12 protein-coding genes are annotated in these 19,360 nt (G+C 66.6%); 7 read left to right on the top strand and 5 right to left on the bottom strand.

Annotation, left to right across the window (positions count from 1 at the left end):
- Positions 1-28 precede the first annotated feature (28 nt).
- A complete protein-coding gene (locus tag H7F16_RS11925; protein WP_185797824.1) occupies positions 29-910 on the top strand; it encodes a hypothetical protein in 882 nt (293 codons plus the stop codon).
- Positions 911-921: 11 nt separating this feature from the next.
- A complete protein-coding gene (locus tag H7F16_RS11930) occupies positions 922-2,427 on the top strand; it encodes a phosphate ABC transporter substrate-binding/OmpA family protein (protein WP_185797825.1) in 1,506 nt (501 codons plus the stop codon).
- Here H7F16_RS11930 and radC read toward each other — a convergent pair.
- From radC to H7F16_RS11950, 4 genes are all read right to left on the bottom strand, one after another.
- Positions 2,399-3,163 carry a RadC family protein gene (gene radC / locus H7F16_RS11935; protein ID WP_185797826.1) on the bottom strand — a complete coding sequence of 255 codons (765 nt, stop codon included), beginning with the start codon at positions 3,161-3,163 and terminating at the stop codon, positions 2,399-2,401. The two genes, H7F16_RS11930 and radC, sit on opposite strands and share 29 nt — an antisense overlap.
- Positions 3,164-3,247: 84 nt before the next feature.
- Positions 3,248-4,039, bottom strand: coding sequence for a metal ABC transporter permease (locus tag H7F16_RS11940; protein ID WP_185798133.1), 792 nt, complete (start codon positions 4,037-4,039; stop codon positions 3,248-3,250).
- The gene (locus H7F16_RS11945) at positions 4,032-4,820 is read right to left on the bottom strand and encodes a metal ABC transporter ATP-binding protein (RefSeq protein WP_185797827.1); all 789 of its coding nucleotides are present in this window, start codon (positions 4,818-4,820) and stop codon (positions 4,032-4,034) included. Before H7F16_RS11945 ends, H7F16_RS11940 begins: the two co-directional genes overlap by 8 nt.
- Complete coding sequence (locus H7F16_RS11950; RefSeq protein ID WP_185797828.1) at positions 4,817-5,332, bottom strand: Fur family transcriptional regulator; 516 nt, start codon at positions 5,330-5,332, stop codon at positions 4,817-4,819. The genes H7F16_RS11945 and H7F16_RS11950 overlap by 4 nt, the downstream gene beginning before the upstream one ends.
- A gap of 59 nt (positions 5,333-5,391) precedes the next feature.
- Here H7F16_RS11950 and H7F16_RS11955 point away from each other — a divergent pair, with 59 nt between their 5' ends.
- The 4 genes from H7F16_RS11955 (at position 5,392) to H7F16_RS11970 (ending at position 17,085) form a co-directional block, all read left to right on the top strand.
- Positions 5,392-6,363 carry a zinc ABC transporter substrate-binding protein gene (locus H7F16_RS11955; protein WP_194308473.1) on the top strand — a complete coding sequence of 324 codons (972 nt, stop codon included), beginning with the start codon at positions 5,392-5,394 and terminating at the stop codon, positions 6,361-6,363.
- A gap of 200 nt (positions 6,364-6,563) precedes the next feature.
- Positions 6,564-12,359 carry a beta strand repeat-containing protein gene (locus H7F16_RS11960; protein ID WP_185797829.1) on the top strand — a complete coding sequence of 1,932 codons (5,796 nt, stop codon included), beginning with the start codon at positions 6,564-6,566 and terminating at the stop codon, positions 12,357-12,359.
- Between the two features lie 123 nt (positions 12,360-12,482).
- Complete coding sequence (locus H7F16_RS11965; RefSeq protein ID WP_185797830.1) at positions 12,483-13,517, top strand: aldose epimerase family protein; 1,035 nt, start codon at positions 12,483-12,485, stop codon at positions 13,515-13,517.
- A 154-nt stretch (positions 13,518-13,671) separates the two neighbouring features.
- Positions 13,672-17,085, top strand: a complete 3,414-nt coding sequence (locus H7F16_RS11970; RefSeq protein ID WP_185797831.1) for a calcium-binding protein — start codon at positions 13,672-13,674, stop codon at positions 17,083-17,085.
- Here the strand turns inward: H7F16_RS11970 and H7F16_RS11975 are convergent.
- Positions 17,082-18,314: a urate hydroxylase PuuD gene (locus H7F16_RS11975; protein ID WP_185797832.1), complete on the bottom strand. Its 1,233-nt coding sequence runs from the start codon at positions 18,312-18,314 to the stop codon at positions 17,082-17,084. The two genes, H7F16_RS11970 and H7F16_RS11975, sit on opposite strands and share 4 nt — an antisense overlap.
- A gap of 112 nt (positions 18,315-18,426) precedes the next feature.
- Here H7F16_RS11975 and H7F16_RS11980 point away from each other — a divergent pair, with 112 nt between their 5' ends.
- The gene (locus H7F16_RS11980) at positions 18,427-19,353 is read left to right on the top strand and encodes a LysR family transcriptional regulator (protein WP_185797833.1); all 927 of its coding nucleotides are present in this window, start codon (positions 18,427-18,429) and stop codon (positions 19,351-19,353) included.
- Positions 19,354-19,360: the final 7 nt, after the last annotated feature.

A 19,360-nucleotide genomic window follows, 5' to 3' on the forward strand; every position in this document is an offset into this window, starting at 1 on the left:
TGGACGAGTTCTGGTCAGGAGAGGTTCGATGAACCGCAAGCGCAGTGTGGCGATGGCTTTGGCGATGGTGGCGCTGGCCGCGGTCGGGGTGAACAGCTTCGGCGGCCGGTCCGACCCCGTGGTGCAGATCGTCGCGCAGCCCGCCTTGCGCATGGCAGCGGCGACACCGCTTGCGCCAAGCCCCGCCGTTCCGCAGCCCCGGGCCCAAGCGGCCGCCGAACCCGCCCCCGAAGCCGCAGCCGAACCCGCTGCCGATCCGGTCCTTGCCGAAGCCTATGACCCCTGCGCCATCAGCCTCGAGGCCTTTGCCGAAGAGGGCGCGATGATCGGCATCACGCTGCTTGCCCCCTGCCGCGCCGATGCGCGGGTGGTGCTGCAACATGGCGGCCTCGCGGTCGCGCAAAAGACGCTTGCGACCGGCTCGCTGTTCACGGCCCTTCCCGCGATGGAGGCCAAGGGCGAGATCGAAGCGCGTTTCGATGACGGCACCGTTCTGAAAGCCGCCGCCCCCGTGCCCGAACTTGCGGGCCTGCGCCGCATCGCTGTGCAATGGCAAAAGGCCGACCGCTTCGCGCTGAACGGTTTTGAACGCGGGGCCGATTACGGCGAGGCGGGCCACAAGACGGCGTTGAACGGCGGCGTTCTGGCCTTGGGCGACCCTTCGGCCACGCCCGCGATGCTGGCCGAGGTCTATACCTTTCCCGACCCCGAAGATGCCCGCGTCACCATCGAGGCCGAAGTGACGCCCGATGTCTGCGGCCGCGAGTTGATGGGCGAAACCATCCTGTCGCAGGCCGGTGCCGCGCAGGTGCAGGACCTGACGCTTGCCATGCCCGAATGCGATGCGCTGGGCGGTTTTGTGGTCTTGAACAATCCGCTGGCTGACATGACACTCGCCGCCGCCGACTAGCGCGAGGGGACATGGGATTTCGGGGGTTCGGTGTGGCGGTGCTTGTCACCTGCTGCGCCTTGGCAGGAATGGTCCGTGCGCAGGACGTCACGCTGACCGCGCGTGACGGCGGCCTTGCGCTGGACGGCGTCTTGCTGGGATGGGACGGCGAGTTCTACCGCATCGACACCTCGTACGGCCCGCTGACGGTGGATGGTCAGGGCGTCATCTGCGACGGCCCCGGCTGCCCCGACCTGACCGCGCCCAAGGCGCAGGTGCGTCTGGTGGGCGAGGCCGGGCCGGGGCAGGCGCTGACGGGTCCGCTGGTCGCCGCCTTTGCCGCCGCGCGCGGGCTTGATGCGGTGACCGACGGCGTCGTGACATGGCTGGTCGAACGCGCGGGCGGGCAGGTGCTGGCCGAATTCTCCTTCGAGCCGATGGCGCATGATGCGGCCTTGGCAGCCCTTGCCGCAGGGCGGGCGGAACTGGTGGTTTCGGTCGGCACCGCCCCCGATTTCGGCGCGCGCGTGCTGGCGATGGATGCGCTGGTGCCGGTGGCGGCCCCCGACAATCCGCTGGCCAAGATCGCTTCGGTCGATCTGGCGCGGGTGCTGTCGGGCGAGGTGTCGAACTGGGCCGAGGTGGGCGGGCCGGACATGCCGCTGGTGCTGCATGGTCTGGCACCGGGCAGCGGCGTGGCCGATGCGCTGGCGGCCCGCCTTGGCCGCGATGTCGCCGCGACCAAGGTGCATGGCGACCTTGCCGCCTTGGCCGATGCCGTGGCGCGCGACCCCTGGGCCATCGCCGTGACGACGCGGGGCGCTGCGGGCAAGGCCAAACCCCTTTTGCTCACCGACAAATGCGGTTTTCCGCTGCTGCCCTCGTCCCTTGCCGTCAAGGCCGAGGATTACCCGCTGGCATTGCCCCTGCACCTGCTGACCCCGCGCCGGCGCCTGCCGCTGATGGCGCGCGAGTTTCTCGAATTTCTTGCCCTGCCCGATGCGCAGGCGGCGATTTCGGCTGCCGGCTATGTCGACCGTGGCCCCGAACGTCAGGCTTTGACAGGCGACGGGCTGCGCCTGATGAACGCGATCGCCGGCGCGGGCGAGGAAACCTCGCTCGACGATCTCAAGCGGTTGGTCGGCGCGATGGACGGGGCCGAGCGCGTGTCGCTGACCTTCCGCTTCGAGGACGGCTCGAGCACGCTGGAAGCCGCCTCGCAAGAAAACCTGACCGATCTGGCGCGGATGCTGGATGCGGGCCTGTTCCGCAACGAAAGCCTTGTTCTGGCGGGGTTTTCCGACGGTTCCGGCGCTGCGGCGGCCAATCTTGCCCTGTCGCAGTCGCGGGCAAAGGCCGTGCGCGATGCGCTGGCGGCGGTGGTCGCCCCCGATACCGCGCTTCCCGAGGTGATGGCCTTTGGCGAGGCGATGCCGATGGCCTGCGACGAAACCACGGCGGGCCGGCGGCTGAACCGCAGGGTCGAGCTTTGGGTCCGTCCCGCGATGGCTAAAGGTGACCCAGCGCCCGAAAACTGACCTCGGCGCTTTTGCCGATGATCAGATGGTCACGCAGGGTAAGGCCAAGGGCGGCACAGGCCTGCACGATCTGGTCGGTCATGGCGATGTCCGATTGCGACGGCGTCGGGTCGCCCGAGGGGTGGTTATGCACAAGGATCAGCGCCGAGGCGTTCAGCTCCAACGCGCGCTTCACCACCTCGCGCGGGTAGACGGGCACGTGGTCGACGGTGCCCTTGGCCTGCTCCTCGTCGGCGATCAGCACGTTCTTGCGGTCAAGGAACAGGATGCGGAACTGTTCGGTTTCCCGATGCGCCATGACCGTGTGGCAATAGTCCAGCAGCGCCGCCCATGACGACAGGACGGGCCGCTGCATCACCCGCGACCGCGTCATGCGCTGGGCCGCCGCCTCGATCAGCTTGAGTTCGAGGATCACCGCATCACCCACGCCATGCACCCGCTGCAACTGCACCACAGGGGCCGCCACGATGCGGGCAAGGTCGCCAAAGGTTTGCAGCAACAGATGCGCCAGCGGCTTCACATCCTGCCGCGGAATGGCGCGGAACAGGATCAGTTCAAGCAATTCATACTCCGCCACGGCCTGCGCGCCCCCCTCCATGAACCGCGCGCGCAGGCGTTTGCGGTGGTCGGCGATATAGCTGGGCAGGCGGCCGTCGGCATGGGCGGGCAAGGGGGTTCCGGCCGCCTCGTCGGCGTCGGTGAACAGCGGCAGGGAATCGTTGAAACCGTGGGTCATGCCCCCAGCCTGCCCCGCGATGGTTGAGGAAAGGTTAACGCCCTTTCTCCGCCATGCCGCGCCCCGCGCTTCCGGTCCCGCGCCTCAGTTCCGGCGCATCCGTCCGAAGCTGGCCGACAGCACGAACAGCCCCGCCGCCACGGCGATGATCGACGGCCCCGCAGGCGTGTCTTGCCACAGCGAAAGCTGCAACCCGCCCAGCGCCGCGCCCGCGCCGATCAGCGTGGCAAGGATCGCCATGCTTTCGGGGTTGCGCGCCAGCCCCCGCGCGGCGGCGGCGGGAATGATCAGCATCGCCGCGATCAGCAGCGCCCCCACCACCTTGAGAGCGACGGCCACCACCAGCGCCAGCGCCAGCGTCAGCACCAGCCGCTCGCGGTCGGGGTTCAACCCCGAGGCATGGGCAAGGTCTGCGTTCAGCGTGGCTGTCAGCAGCGCCTGCCAGCGCCAGAGCAGCAGCGCCAGCACCAGCCCCGCCCCCGCCCAGATGAAGCCGACATCGCCCTTCGAGACGGCCAGAATGTCGCCGAACAGATAGGCCTGCAAATCCGTGCGCGCGCCCGGCACGAAGCTGACGGCGACAAGCCCGATGGCCAGCGCCGAATGGGCCAGCACCCCCAGCGTCGTATCCATCGCCCAGCCCCGCGCGGCAAGGGTCGAGACCGTGACCGCCATCGCCAGCGCCACGGCCAAGGTGCCCGCCCCCACGGGCAGATCGGTCGCAAGGGCCAGCGCCACGCCCAGAATGGCGGCATGGGCCGTGGCATCGCCAAAATAGGCCATCCGCCGCCAGACGACGAAAGACCCCAGCGCCCCCGTCGCAAGCGACAGGCCCAAGGCCGCAAGGCTGGCGCGGATCAGGAAATCGTCAAGCATGGTCATGCTCCGCCTGCTGCACATGGGGGTGCCCGTGGTCATGGCCGTGCCCGTGGCCGTGCCCGTGGTCATGGTCGTGGCTGTGGTCGTGGACATGCTGGTAAAGCGCCAGCGCCCCCTGGGTGCCAAGCCCGAACAGCGCGCGGTATTCCGGCGCGGTCGACACGACGCGCGGCGTTCCCTCGCAGCAGATATGGCCGTTCAGGCAGATCACCCGGTCAGACGCCGCCATCACCACGTGCAGATCATGGCTCACCATCAGCACGGCAACGCCGGTTTCGCGCCGCACCTCCTCGATCAGGCGGTAAAAGGCGGCCTCGCCGGGTTGGTCCAGCCCCTGCGTCGGTTCGTCGAGGATCAGAAGATCGGGCCGCGACAGCAAGGCGCGGGCCAGCAGCACGCGCTGGAACTGCCCGCCCGACAGATCGCCCATCTGCCGCGCGGCGACCTCGGGGACACCCACGCGGGCAAGGGCCGCGGCGGCATCGGCATCGGCCACGCGATGCGGCAAGGACAGGAAGCGCCGCGCCGTCATCGGCAGGCTGCGGTCGACGGAAAGCCGCTGCGGCACGTAACCCACGCGCAGGCCCGCTTGCCGGATCACCTCGCCCTCGGCAGGGCGCAGGATGCCCAGAAGCGCCCGCAGAAGCGTCGATTTCCCCGACCCGTTGGGGCCGAGGATGGTGACGATCTCGCCCGCTTCGACCCGCAGGGTCACGCGCGACAACACCTCGTGCCCGTCCAGACGGATTGACAGCCCCTTGGCTTCGATCAGGCTCATGCCTGCCCTCCCTGACAGCGCGGGCACAGGCCCACGGCTTCCACCGTGCTGCGGTCGATGGCAAAGCCAAGGCCCGCCGCCGCGCCATCCAAAGCCGCGCGCACGGGGGCGGCATCGGCCTCGGCCACGGCGTTGCACCTGTGGCAGATCAGAAAGACCGGGGCATGCGCCTCGCCGGGGTGCATGCAGGCGGCAAAGGCGTTCAGCCGCTGGATGCGATGCGCCAAGCCCTGTTCCACCAGAAAATCCAGCGCCCGATAGGCCACGGGCGGCTGGTTGCCGAACCCGTCCGAGGCGAGGCGTTCCAGCACCTCGTAAGCGCCCAGCGCGCGATGCTCTTCGAGAAGGATTTCCAGCACCCGCCGCCGCACGGGGGTTAGCCGCGCGCCTTGGGCATTCGCCAGCACCTCGGCGCGGCCCATCACATCGGCGGCGCAATGGCTGTGGTCATGGCGGGCAAAGGCCACTTCGGGCGCGGCGCATCCGGGGCAGGCTTCGGAATGGTCATGCATGGCGCGGCCCTCTTGACATGTTATGATATAACATACACAACCCTCCGCGACACCGCAACATGGCTGAACCCGTGCGTTATATCATATCATTCCTGCTGACCAGCCTTGCCGCCACGGCCCCCATCACGGCCCCCGCCACCGCCAGCGCCGAAGTGCCGCGCGTGGTCACCGATATTCCCCCTGTCCACGCGCTTGTGGCGCAGGTGATGGGCGATCTGGGCAGCCCCGCGCTGCTGCTGGCCAAGGGCGCGTCGGAACATGACTTCCAGCTTCGCCCCTCGCAGGCGCAGGCGCTGGCCGAGGCGCAGCTGGTGGTCTGGATCGGCCCCGAACTGACCCCTTGGCTCGACCGCGCCTTGCGGGGTTTGACGACCGGCACCAGCCTTGCGCTGCTCGATGCGCCCGAAACCGAAACCCGCGCCTTCAGCGCGGACGGCGCCCATATGGAGGCGGATCACGACGGCCACGACGACCACGGCCACGACGGCCATGACCATTCCGGCACCGATCCCCACGCATGGCTTGACCCCGACAATGCCCGCCACTGGCTGCCGCTTGTCGCGGCCGAACTGTCGCGGCTCGACCCCGCCAACGCCGCGACCTATGCGGCCAATGCCAAGGCCGCCGATGCCCGCATCGCGGCGCTCGACACGCGCCTTGCCGCGCAGCTTGCGCCCTATTCCGACCGCCCGATCGTCGCCTATCACGATGCCTACGGATATTTCTCGGCGCATTACGGGCTGAAGATCCTCGGCTCGATCGCGCTGGGCGATGCAACCGCGCCGGGGGCGGCGAAGCTGTCGGCCCTGACCGATGCGCTGGCAGCGGGTCAGGCGGCCTGCCTGTTCCCCGAGGCGCAGCACGACCCCGCCTTGGCCGAACAACTGGCCAGCGGCGCGGGCCTGCGCCTTGGCCCCGCGCTCGATCCCGTCGGATCGACCCTCGAACCCGGTCCCGCTGCCTATGCCGCGCTGCTGACCGCGCTTGCCGATGGCATGACCACCTGCCTTGGCGCGGGCAGCGGCCCGTAAAAAGCGGGTTCCGGAAACAAACTTTTTCCTATGCGAAAACGGATGAACCACTTATCATGGTTGCATTCGGTGTCCTGACCCGCAGGGCATCAGGTTTATTTGTAAGGGGTATCGCCGGTTTCCGGCCCTGATCCTGCCCTTGCCCCCAAGGGGCCAGCGGCATGGTCATGACGCATACCCCGTTTTACGGAGTATGTTCCATGACCACCCCCACCGACCTTGCAGATACGCTGATTGGCACCCCGAACGCCGACACCATCGACGGACTTGGCGGCAGCGACGGCATCGACGCAGGCGCGGGGAACGACTCGCTTCGGGGTGGCGACGGCAACGACACCATCTTTGCCGGCGGCGGGGCCGATACGGTGCAGGGCGGGCGCGGCAATGAGACGATCTATGGTGAATCCAACGGTCCGGCCATTGAAAACCCGGCCGATGGCGACAGCATCTCGGCCGATGATGGCATCGATCTGGTCTATGGCGGGGCAGGCAACGATACGATTCTGGGCGGGGCCGGCCTTGACGAGCTTTACGGCGGAAGCGGCAACGACAGCATCCTTGGCGAAACCGGCAATGACGACCTGAACGGCGACGCGGGCAACGACCTGATCAATGGCGGCGACGGGCACGACTCGGTCCACGCGGGGGCCGATGACGACAAGGTTTACGGCGGCACGGGCAACGACACCGTCTACGGCGACGAGGGGGCCGATCTGCTTGAAGGCGGCCTCGGCGACGATCTGCTATCGGGCGACGATGGCAACGACACCCTGCGCGGCAACGAGAATGCCGACGCCCTGCTTGGCGCTGCGGGCGACGATCTGCTCGACGGCGGCACCGGCAACGATTTCCTCTCGGGTGATCTCGACAACGACACGCTGAACGGCGGCGCGGGCGATGACACCCTGTCGGGGGGCAGCAACAACGACAGCCTGACCGGCGGCGACGGTGCCGACATTCATATGGGCGAGGCGGGCGACGACACGCTGAACGGCGGCCTTGGCCATGACCTTCTGTTCGGCGGGAGCGACAACGACTCGGCCAAGGGCGAAGCGGGCAACGACCTGCTCGACGGCGAAACGGGCAATGACCTGCTCGATGGCGGCGACGGCGACGATACGGCGCTTGGCGGCCTTGGCGCCGACACGCTGCTGGGCGGGGCGGGCAACGACCGGGTCGATGGCGGCGCGGCCAATGACAGCCTGGCAGGCGATGCAGGCAACGACATCATGCTGGGCGACGATGGCAATGACACGCTCGACGGCGGCGCGGGCGATGACGGGCTTTCGGGCGGAATTGGACATGACAGCCTCGCCAGCGGCGACGGCAACGATTACCTCGCGGGCGACGCGGGCGATGACAGCCTGTCCGGCGGCAACGGGGACGACACCTTCTACGGCCTGACCGAAAACGACGTGATCTTTGCCGGAGCGGGCAACGACATCGCCTTTGGCGGCGAGGGCAAGGACACCATCGACGGCGGCGCGGGCGACGACCAGCTCTTCGGCGGCAGCAATCCGACCGACATCGACACGGCCGATGGCACCGACTCGCTTTCAGGGGGGGCGGGCAATGACCTTGTCCTCGGATCGGGTGGCAATGACATCATCACGGGCGACGACACCTCGGCCGCCACGGGCAACGATACGCTTTATGGCGGCGACGGCGACGACGGCGTTTCCGGCAACGGCGGGGCCGACCTGATCTTTGGCGGCAACGGTAACGACACGCTTCTGGGCGGGGCGGGCAACGACACGATCACGTCAGGCCCCTTTATGGGCACCGACTCGCTTGGCGGGGGCGACGGGGCCGACAGCCTGATCGGAGACGGGGGCGACGCTTTCGACGGGGGCGCAGGCAACGATACGATCGCGTCGGGGGGCGGCAGCTCTGTTCTGGGCGGCGCGGGGGCCGACCTTTTGCTTGGCGGCAACTTTGACACGATGGACGGGGGCGATGGCAACGACACGCTCGTCGGCGACGCCTTCATGCTTTTGACAGGCGGGGCGGGGGCCGACCAGTTCGTCGTCCGTCCCGTGCCGACCACGATCACCGATTACAACAAGGCGCAGGGCGACAAGATCCGCGTCTATGTCACGCCGGGGTTCGAGTTCTCGGCGGGCATGATCAACCAGACCGGCACCTCGGCCATATTCAACGGTTTCCTGAACATCACGAACCTTCCGGCCGGCTATGTGCTGACCGAGGCCGATTTCGAATTCGCCATTCCGGACAGCAAGGATTTCGACGATCTGGCCCTGCCCAACGACAACAATACCTTTGCGGCCGGTTGGGGCAGCGACAGCCTTTATGGCGGGCGCGGCAACGACAGCCTCTCGGGCGAGGGCGACAATGACAACATCTTCGGCGGCGACGGCAACGACAGGCTGTTTGGCGGCGACGGTGGCGACAGCATCGAGGGCAACGCAGGCAACGACTCGGTCAGCGGCGGCGCGGGCAACGACACCATCTTCGGCGGCGAAAACGACGACACGCTCGACGGTGGCGATGCCGATGACGTGATCATCGGCGAATTGGGCAATGACCTGCTGCGCGGCGGTGCCGGACATGACAGCCTCTATGCCGCCTCTGGCAATGATACCGTGACCGGCGGCGCCGGAAACGACAATCTCACCGGCGATCACGGCAATGACGACCTGAACGGCGAGGAGGGCGACGACACCCTGACCGGCGGCTTCGGAGCCGACAGCCTGACCGGCGGTGCGGGCGACGACCTCATGAACAGCGATTTCGGCAACGACAGTCTGGCCGCCGGCGACGGCGACGATGAAATCAACGGCGGCTTCGGCGCGGACACGGTGCTTGGCGGTGCCGGCCGCGACACCATCACGGCGGGCGACGGTTCGGATTCGATCCTTGGCGAAGCGGGCGATGATTACATCGACGCGGATATCGGAAACGACACCGTTCTGGGCGGTGACGGAAACGACGTCATCAACGCGGGCGACTGGGCGAACGGCAGCTATCCGCAAATCGGCGATTTCATCGGACCCGACAACGACAGCGTCTCGGGCGGCAACGGCAACGACGAAATCTACGCGGCCTCGGGCGACGATACGGTGCTTGGCGATGCGGGCAACGACAGCATCCGGGGGGGATCGGGCCGCGACAGCATCGGCGGCGGCGCGGGGGATGACGATCTTGACGGCGAGGATGGGAACGACAACGTCAAAGGCGACCTTGGCAACGATAGGCTGAACGGCGATTTCGGGGCCGATACGCTCGATGGCGGCGCGGGCGATGACGAGGTCTATGGCGGGGCCGGCCGTGACCTGATCATCGGCGCGGGTGGCAATGACTCGCTCAAGGGCGACTGGTATGCCGACAACAACCACAACGCCAGCGAAGGCGGGGCCGACACCATCAACGCGGGTGACGGCAACGATACGATCCAGTCCGTCTACGGTGCCGACCGCGTCTATGGCGACGGGGGCGACGACTCGGCGCAGGGCGGCGACGGCGACGACCAGATCTTCGGCGGTTCGGGGGCCGACACATTGCGCGGCGACTTCGGCTCGGACACGCTTTTCGGCGATGCCGGAAACGACAGCCTGCGCGGCGAGGAAGGCGACGACGACCTTTACGGCGGCGACGGCGACGACGCGATGGATGACTGGGACGGCACCAACAGCTTCTACGGCGGCGGTGGCAATGACACCATCTTCGGCGCTTGGGGCAGCAACGGCGAATCCATCTCGGGCGGCGACGGCGGCGACATGATCTTCACCCGAAAGGGCGAGATCGACGCAGGCGGCGGCAATGACCATGTTGTGCTGTACGAGACGGGCTATGCCGACGGCGGCGCGGGCAACGACCTTATCTACGCGCTGGACGGCGGCTATGACGCCACGCTGATCGGCGGCGCGGGCGACGACCAGATCACGTCCTATGACGGAAGCGCCCTGCTGAACGGCGGCGACGGCAACGACACGCTGACAGGCAGCTTCAACAACACGACCTACTTTGTCGGCGGGGCGGGCAACGACGTCATCTACGTCAACGCCGCTGACACCCAGTCTGTCACGCTTGGCCTTGGTGCCGATACCGTGGCGGTCAATTCCTACGCCGTGAGCGATGTCGATATCGCCGACTTCAACCTGACGCAGGGTGACAAGCTGGTCTGGACCTATGACCAGCGCAGCTTGGCCGACATCGGCAACACCTTCAGCTTCGACGAAATGTACAACGGCACATGGATCGACGGCCGTGTGTTCCTGTCCGGCGTGCTTCGCGCCGACTGGTCGAAGCTGATGGCCAGCATGATCCTTGCCAATTCATTCTCGAACCAGTTCGGCCAGACCGATCCCGAAGGCAACAATCTGGTGACGGCGGCGAATGCCGTTTCGAACGGTTGGGGCGACACCGTCCTTTACGGTTTTGGCGGCAACGACACGCTGCGCGGCGGCATGGGATATGACGACCTCTACGGTGGCGAGGGCAACGACTCGCAAGAGGGCGGCGGCAACGACGACGTCGTCCGCGGCGGGGACGGCAATGACACGCTTCTCGGCGGCAACGGTGACGATGCGCTGAACGGCGGCGAAGGAAACGACGTCCTGACCGGGGGCCAAGGCTCGGATGCCATCTATGTCGATCTGCGCGACGCCGGACGCGATACGGTCACCGACTTCAACACCACGCAGGATTTTCTGAACCTGACCCTCGGGGCGGGCCAGAACATCGACGACCTTGCCCGCATCGAAGGCGGCGCACTCGTGATCGGCGACAGCTTCTCGTCGGTGACCTTTACGGGGATCACGTCGCTCAGGGCGCTCGAATTCGCCGATATCAAGATCGAGGGCAGCATCGCCTCGGATACGATCACCGGCAGCGACCACCGCGAGACGATCTATGGCAACGGCGGGCAGGATTCCATCTCGGGCGGGATGGGTTCGGATGTGATCTACGGCAACACGGGTGACGACACGATTACCGGCGGCGGCAACTGGGACACGGTCTATGGTGGCTCGGACAGCGATTACTTCATCATCATCGACGACAGCCGCTTTGACGGCGACCTGACGCTGATCCTCGACTACGACCCCGGTCAGGACCGGGTGCTGATCGAAACGACATGGTCGATAAGCGATTCCGACATCAGCTACGGGCAGGAAAAGGGGGTGGACGTCACCTACTTCCACCTTGGTTACCGCACCGTGGCGATCAACGGCACCTTCTACGCCAGCGCATTGCCTGCGGGTCTTGTCCTGACCGACGTTGTCATCTCGGGCGAGGATGTCGACGTGCTGCGCAGCGGCGCAACGGCCCTGTTCGGCAGCAATGAGGACAGCAAGATCATCGCCGAGGATGGATCCGACACGGTTTACGGCGGTGGCGGCGACGATGTGATCGCCGTCAACGGCGACGGCAATACCGTCTATGGCGGCACGGGTGACGATACGATCAGCGCCTCGGGCACGGGCAGCACGCTTTACGGCGGCGACGGCATCGACCTTTTCGCATGGTACAAGACCTACGGGCTGCAGGACTATGACGGTGTCGTCTCGATCGTCACCGAAGCCTATACCGCGGGCGTCAACCTGACCTTTGCCAACGGGGCCGTGACAACACCCTATGGCACCATCACGCTCGACGGGTTCGAAGGCCTTTCGGGCAACGAGGGTGACGACACGCTCACCGGTGACGGCACAAGCAATATCCTTGTCGGAATGGAGGGTGACGACAGCCTGTCCGGCGGCGGCGGCAACGACTCGATCGACGGCGGCGACGGCGATGACGTCATGTCCGGCGGTTCCGGCTCTGACCGGTTCGAGTTCTACGGAACGACCGGCAGCAAGACGATCACCGATTTCGTCGCTGGCGAAGACAGCATCTACGTCGAAAACTGGGATATGACGACCGTGTCGAACAACGCCGGAACGACCACGTTCGATATCAACGGCCTGTCGATCACGATAAACGGCACCTATGGCAGCAACGATATCGAAACCATTTTCGAAGCGCCCTTCCTGTAACGCTGCATTCCCGCCACTGTCCCCCTGCGGGGCGGTGGCGGCGACTCTGCCTTGTCGTCCAAAGACTTGACCGCACGGCCCTGTCGCGTCACCAATTGCGGCGGGATTGTGGGGAATGGTGGAATGAAAAGCCGACAGATCGGAATAGCGCCCTTCGGGGCGACGGCAGACGGGCGTGCGGTCAGCCGTATCACGCTGGGTCATGGTGACCTGACCGTTTCAGTTCTGACCTGGGGCGCCGTTCTGCAAGGTGTCTGGCTTGCCGGCGTGCCGCGCAACCTGACGCTCGGCTCTGACCGCCTTGCCGATTACGAAGGCGACATGCGCTACCACGGTTCGCTGATCGGCCCTGTCGTCAACCGGCTGACCCATGCCAAGGCCGATATCGCAGGCCAGCCCCACAGCTTCGAGGCGAATTTCAACAACCGCCATTGCCTGCACAGCGGCACGCAGGGCACGCATCTCAAGGTCTGGACCCTGGCCGAGGTGTCCGAGCGCAGTTGCACCCTGCGGCTCGATCTGCCCGATGGCGAAGGCGGCTTTCCCGGAAACCGCCGCGTCACCGCGCAATATACCGTGGACGACCGCGCCACCCTGCGGCTTGAGGTGACGGTCACGACCGACCGCACGACGCTCGTCAATTTTGCCAATCACAGCTACTGGAACCTTGACGGCACCGAAAACTATGCGGGCCACAGTTTGCAGGTCAAATCCGGCCGCTACCTGCCCACCACGCCCGATTTCACCCCCACGGGCGAAATCCGCGCCACGGCTGGAACCGGGATGGACTTCAACGAAACCCGCCGCATCGCCCCCGGCTCGCCCGAATTCGACACCTGCTATTGCCTGTCGGAAACCCGCCAACCCCTGCGCGAGGTGCTGACCCTGTCGGGACAATCCGGCGTGTCGATGCGGGTGGCCACGACGGAACCCGCGGTTCAGGTCTATGACGCCCGCGATGCCCGCCGCCCCGGTGGCGGCGCTTTCGAAGGCCTTGCCATCGAGGCGCAGAACTGGCCCGACGCCCCCAACCAGCCCGGTTTCCCCTCGATCGAACTCGAACGGGGCGAGGTCTATCGCCAAACCACGGAATGGCGCTTTTCCCTTGCCGATTTCGGCCGCATGGACGGAACCCGAACCTATGCCCGCCCGCAATAGGCGGTTTTGTTAAGGGTTCGTTAACCACGCCGCCTTAGGCTTGCCCCTTGGCCCAAGGGAAAATCACGGTAAGCTTTGAGCGGTTGGCATTTCATCTTGCACCCGACCCGCGGGGCGCTTTGCGCCCGCTTTCCGCATTCAGGGGGAAAGCGGCGTGGCGGCCACATCCGGCAATGACCTTCTGACACTCCCCTCCGGCAGCGCTGCTGGCGCGCTCGACGGGCTGGCAGGTGACGATACCTTGCTTGGCGCCCTTGGCGGCGATGCGCTGACCGGCGGGACGGGCAACGACTCGCTGCGCGGCGATGCGGGCGACGATACGCTTTACGGTGGTGCAGGGAATGACCGTCTCGACGCGGGCGCGGGTGCCGACAGTCTTTCCGGCGGCCTTGGCGCCGATGCGCTTGCCGCCTCGGGCTTTGGCGCGACTCTGGACGGGGGCGATGGCAACGACACGCTGACAGCCCTTGGCGGGGGCGCGCTGCTGGTCGGCGGGGCGGGCAGCGATGTTTTCGTGCTTGGCCGCAGCGGCCCCGCCACCTCGGCCGTGGTGGCGGGCTTCTCGGCAAGCGACCGCCTGCGCCTCTATCTGCCAGATCGGGCCGCGCTTGCCGTCACCGTGCTGGCAGACCGAACAGAGCTGCACATCGGCGACATCACGGTCACGCTTGCGGGATACACCGCCCCTCTGGCCGCGGCGCAGATCGAATACGCCTTGCCCGACAGCTACGCGGGCGGCGCAGGCAACGACATCTTCTCGGGCGGCTGGGGCGACGACACCGCCACGGGCGGCGCGGGCAACGACAGGCTGAACGGCGAGGGCGACGATGACAGCCTGTCAGGCGGCGCGGGCGACGATGCGCTTTCCGGCGGCAGCGGCAACGACGCGCTGGCCGGCGACGACGGCAACGACCAACTCACCGGCGGCGAGGGTGACGACACGCTTGCAGGGGGCCTCGGCGGCGATGCGCTGCGGGGCGAGGGTGGCAGTGACAGCCTGTCAGGCGACTGGGGCAACGATACGCTCGACGGGGGCGCGGGCGACGACAGCCTCGGCTCTGGCGTTGGCGCCGACATCTTGCGCGGCGGGGCAGGGCAAGACGCCCTGTTCGGCGGCGCGGGCAACGACAGCCTTGCCGGAGACGAGGGGCAAGACACGCTTGACGCAGGCACGGGGCAAGACACGGTCGCAGGCGGTGCGGGCGACGACACGCTCGACGGCGGCAGCGGCAACGATGTCTTGCGGGGCGAAGATGGCAACGACAGGCTCGTCTGCGGTCCCTATGCCTACCTGCCCCCCCTGTCGGGCTATGCGATCCTCGAACGTGACGATGATCTTGCCTATGGCGGCGCGGGGGATGACACGGTCGACGGCGGCACCGGACATGACCGCCTGAACGGCGACGCGGGCAACGACCAGCTTTCGGGCGATGAGGGCGACGACCTCGTCGCGGGCGGGCTTGGCAACGACCTGCTCTTGGGCGGCAACGGCCGCGACACGCTGCGCGGCGACGAGGGCAACGACCGCCTTTTCGGCGGCGACGGGGCCGACAGTCTCGAAGGTGCCGGCGGCTCCGATCTGCTTCAGGGCGGCTTCGGGCGGGATACGGCCTTTGGCGGCGCGGGGGACGACACGCTTCTGGGCGAGGATGGCACCAGCACCTTGGGCGCCGAAGACATGCTGGCAGGCGATGGCGGCAACGACCTTGTTCACGGCGAGGCAGGGGGCGACACGCTTTTCGGCGGATCGGGGCATGACAGTCTTTACGGCGCGGACGGGTCCGACAGCCTTGCAGGCGATGCGGGCAACGACCTGCTCGACGCGGGCAACGGGCAGGATACGCTGCTGGGCGGCAGCGGTGACGACCGGTTTTCCGGCGGCATGGGGGCAGATTCGCTTTCCGGCGACGATGGCGACGACTGGCTTTCCGACGGATATGACGACAACCGCCTTTCCGGCGGCGCGGGGCGCGACACGATCCTCGGCGCATCCTTTGCCGAAAGCCTGTTCAGTTCGGCGGCCGACACCATCTACGGCGGCGCGGGCGATGACCACGCCAACGGCGGCGAAGGCGACGACCTGATCTACGGCGATGCGGGACACGACGTTCTTGTCGGCGCGGCAGGCAACGACCTGCTTGACGGCGGGGCGGGCAACGATGCGCTTTACGGCGGTCTTGGCAATGACACGCTGACCGGCGGCGACGGCGATGACCGCCTGTCCGTGGCCTTCGGCAGTTGCGAAATCTACGGCGGCCTTGGCAACGATACCCTTGCCGCAAGCGAGGGCAGCGCGGCCCTGATCGGCGGCGCGGGGGCCGATCTGTTCCTGCTGGGGGCCGATACGGGGCAAAGCCGCACCCTCTGGGTCGAGGGCGGCACGGGCGCAGACACCTTCGTCATCGGAACCAAAGGCGCAGGCGATATCGTCCTTGCCGATTTCAACGCCGCACAGGGCGACCGGCTCGTGCTTTCCGCCGATGATCTTGCGGGCCTGTCGCCCCTTTCGCTTTTGCAGAACGCCGATCCCGCTTTTCCCGATGCCGTGTTCCTGATCGGCGACATGCGGCTTGTCCTTGCGGGCATTTCGGCCCCTGCGGCGCTGGCGCTGCTTGCTGCTGCCGGCGCAAAGGGGCTGTCCACCGCATGGGTGACAACACCCCTCGCCGGAACGGCGGCGTCCGAAACGCTTTCGACCCTTGTCGACAGCCTGCGCGGCTTTGGCTGGGGCAATGACGCGCTCGACGGTGCGGGCGGCAACGATACGCTGCGCGCGGGCCATGGCGACGATCTGCTCTCGGGCGGCACGGGCAACGACCTGCTCGACGCGGGGGCGGGCAACGACACGCTCGACGGCGGCGCGGGCAATGACAGCCTTCTGGGCGGTGGCGACGACGATCTGGTCGCGCTGGGCGCGGGCAACGATACGGCAAGCGGCGGCGCGGGCCGCGATCTTTTCGCCGTCGACCTGACGGCGGGCGGTTTCCACCGGATCACCGATTTTGCCGCCAGTGCCGACAGGATCGAACTGACCCTGCGCGCGGGGCTGAACTGGGACAGCCTGCTTGCCACCGCAGCGGTCAGGGCAGGCAACCTCGTGCTGGGGGACGGGCTTTCGTCGCTGACGCTTGTCGGCCTGACCACGCCAGTCGGCCTGACCACGCTTGCGCTGGGTCTGCGGATCGTGGCCACGGGGGGTGTCACCGCCACGGGTGGCGCGGGCAATGAAACGCTGGTCGGTCTGTCAGGGCAAAGCACGCTGATGGGCGGCGGCGGCGACGATGTGCTTCACGCCAGCGCCGAGGGCGGCAGCCTTTCAGGGGGCATGGGCGACGACACGCTTTTCGGCGGGGCAGGGGCCGACAGCTTCGTCTTTGCCGCCAATGGAAGCGAGGGCAACGATGCCGTGCATGGCTTCACCAGCGGGGTCGACCACATCATCCTGACCCAAGGCACAGACTTTGCCATCCTCGACGACGGTGGCAATGCCTACATCACGCTGGGCAGCACATCGGTCTATTTCTTCGACTCCGTGCCGCTGGTGTCGGACGTGATCTTCCTGCCCTAGCCTTCCACCCCGCCGCGCTGCGCGTTGCGGAACCATTCGACGATGCGCGCCCGCTCGGCCGGTTCGATATAGCTCAGGTTCGCGGGGGGCATGGCATGGGTAATGCCCGCCTGCATATAGATGCGCCGCGCCTCGTGCGCGATCTGGGCGGGCGTTTCCAGCACCACATTCTTCGGCGGCCATGCCAGTCCGTCCCACCCCGGTTCGGCGGCATGGCACATCGAACAGCGCCCCTGCACGATACCCACCACATCGTCGAACCCTTCGGCGCTGGCATAGACCAGCGCCGCGCCGTTCATCGCCGTGTCGTCCACATGCCGCATCGGCGCCGTCGACAGCCACGCGATGACAAGGAACAGAATGACCGTCAGCCCCCAGGTCCAATGCGGATTGCCCTTGCCCGCATGGCGCGAGTTGAACCAGTGCCGGATCGTCACCCCCATCAGGAACACCAGCGACGCGATCAGCCAGTTCCACTCGGTCGCAAAGACCAGCGGGTAATGGTTCGACAGCATCAGGAACAGCACCGGAAGCGTCAGATAGTTGTTATGCGTGCTGCGCTGCTTGGCGATGCGGCCATATTTCGGATCGGGCGTGCGACCCGCCTTGAGGTCCGCCACCACGATCTTCTGGTTCGGAATGATGACCATGAACACATTGGCCGACATGATCGTCGCCGTGAACGCCCCCAGATGGATCAGCGCGGCACGGCCCGAAAAGACATGCGTATACCCCCATGCCATCGCCACCAGCACCCCGAACAGCGCCACCATCACCGCCGTCTGGTTCGCGTTCACAAAGACACGGCAGATCGTGGTATAGGCCAGCCAGCCGAACACCAGCGAGGCGACCGAAATCGCAATCGCCTGCCACGCGGTCAATTCCATCACCGCAGGATCGATCAGGTAAAGCTCAGAGCCGAGGTAGTAGACCAGCACCAGCATGGCAAAACCCGAAAGCCATGTGGCGTAGCTTTCCCATTTGAACCAGATCAGGTGGTCGGGCAGGCGTTCGGGGGCCACAAGGTATTTCTGGATGTGGTAGAACCCGCCGCCGTGAACCTGCCATTCCTCGCCATAGGCGCCTGCCGGCAAATCGGGCGATTTCCGCAGCCCGAGGTCCAGCGCGATGAAATAGAAGCTGGACCCGATCCACGCGATGGCCGTGATCACATGCGTCCAGCGCGCCGCAAGCTCGACCCATTCCCACAGCACAGCCCAGTCATACATCGGCGCGACCCTTCATCCGTTTGCGAAAAGCTATACCCACCCCTATTCCTCTGTTAATCCTGCAAATAGCCCAACACTTTCAAAACGGGCCAGATAATAGGGGCGCGCGGGATTGTCCTACGTCAACAACATCAGAATGTTCGTCCGTGTCTACGAATTGGGCAGCATGAGTGCGGCCGCCCGCGACCAGCGCTGCTCTCCCGCCGTGGCATCGGCCCGCATATCCGAACTTGAAAAGCACCTTGGCGTGCGGCTGTTCAACCGCACCACCCGCTCGCTGCAACCCACCGAAAACGGCCGCATCTTCTATGACGGCGCGCGCAAGGTGCTGGAAAGCATAGACGAGGCCGAAGCCGCCGTGATGGATGTCACGCAAAACCCGCGCGGCACCATCTTTGTCGCGGCCCCCCTTGGCATCGGCCGCCGCTTCATCGCGCCCCATGTGCCGCGCTTCAAGGACCTTTACCCGCAAATCGACGTCCGCCTGCGCCTTTCAGACCGCAGCATCGACGTCACCGCCGAAGGGCTGGACGTCGCCTTCCACCTTGGCCTGCTCGAGGATTCCACCCTCAAGGTCCGGCTCGTGGCCGATTGCCCCCGCGTCCTCTGCGCCGCCCCCGACTACATCGCCCGCCGTGGCAACCCGGTCGATGGCGCGGCGCTGGTGGCCGACCGTCACGATTGTCTCAACCTGCGCTTCCCCGGCGCGAAAGAGTTCCAGTGGAACCTCCTTACCCCCGACGGCCCGCGCCGGTTCGAGATCACCGGCCCCTTCGAATCCGACGATGGCGATGTGCTGACAGGCTGGGCGCTCGACGGGCGCGGCATCGTGATGAAGCCGATCTTCGAGATTGCCGACCACCTGCGCACCGGCCGTCTGGTTCCCGTCTGCACGGCCACGCCGCCGATGGCCACCCAGCTTTCGGTCCTGTCGCAGCACCGCCGCCTCAAGGACCCCAAGGTCCGGCTTTTCACCGATTTCATGGCCGCCCATTGCCGCGATGAACTGCGCCGCGCGATGGCGGGGCTCAAGGACTAAGATATCA

Source organism: Paragemmobacter straminiformis (genome assembly GCF_014243445.1).
GTDB lineage: Bacteria > Pseudomonadota > Alphaproteobacteria > Rhodobacterales > Rhodobacteraceae > Paragemmobacter > Paragemmobacter straminiformis.

Coding starts and splice junctions, on each gene's coding strand:
- H7F16_RS11925 (WP_185797824.1), top strand. CDS start 29: ATGAACCGCAAGCGCAGTGTGGCGATGGCTTTGGCGATGGTGGCGCTG.
- H7F16_RS11930 (WP_185797825.1), top strand. CDS start 922: ATGGGATTTCGGGGGTTCGGTGTGGCGGTGCTTGTCACCTGCTGCGCC.
- radC (WP_185797826.1), bottom strand. CDS start 3,163: ATGACCCACGGTTTCAACGATTCCCTGCCGCTGTTCACCGACGCCGAC.
- H7F16_RS11940 (WP_185798133.1), bottom strand. CDS start 4,039: ATGCTTGACGATTTCCTGATCCGCGCCAGCCTTGCGGCCTTGGGCCTG.
- H7F16_RS11945 (WP_185797827.1), bottom strand. CDS start 4,820: ATGAGCCTGATCGAAGCCAAGGGGCTGTCAATCCGTCTGGACGGGCAC.
- H7F16_RS11950 (WP_185797828.1), bottom strand. CDS start 5,332: ATGCATGACCATTCCGAAGCCTGCCCCGGATGCGCCGCGCCCGAAGTG.
- H7F16_RS11955 (WP_194308473.1), top strand. CDS start 5,392: ATGGCTGAACCCGTGCGTTATATCATATCATTCCTGCTGACCAGCCTT.
- H7F16_RS11960 (WP_185797829.1), top strand. CDS start 6,564: ATGACCACCCCCACCGACCTTGCAGATACGCTGATTGGCACCCCGAAC.
- H7F16_RS11965 (WP_185797830.1), top strand. CDS start 12,483: ATGAAAAGCCGACAGATCGGAATAGCGCCCTTCGGGGCGACGGCAGAC.
- H7F16_RS11975 (WP_185797832.1), bottom strand. CDS start 18,314: ATGTATGACTGGGCTGTGCTGTGGGAATGGGTCGAGCTTGCGGCGCGC.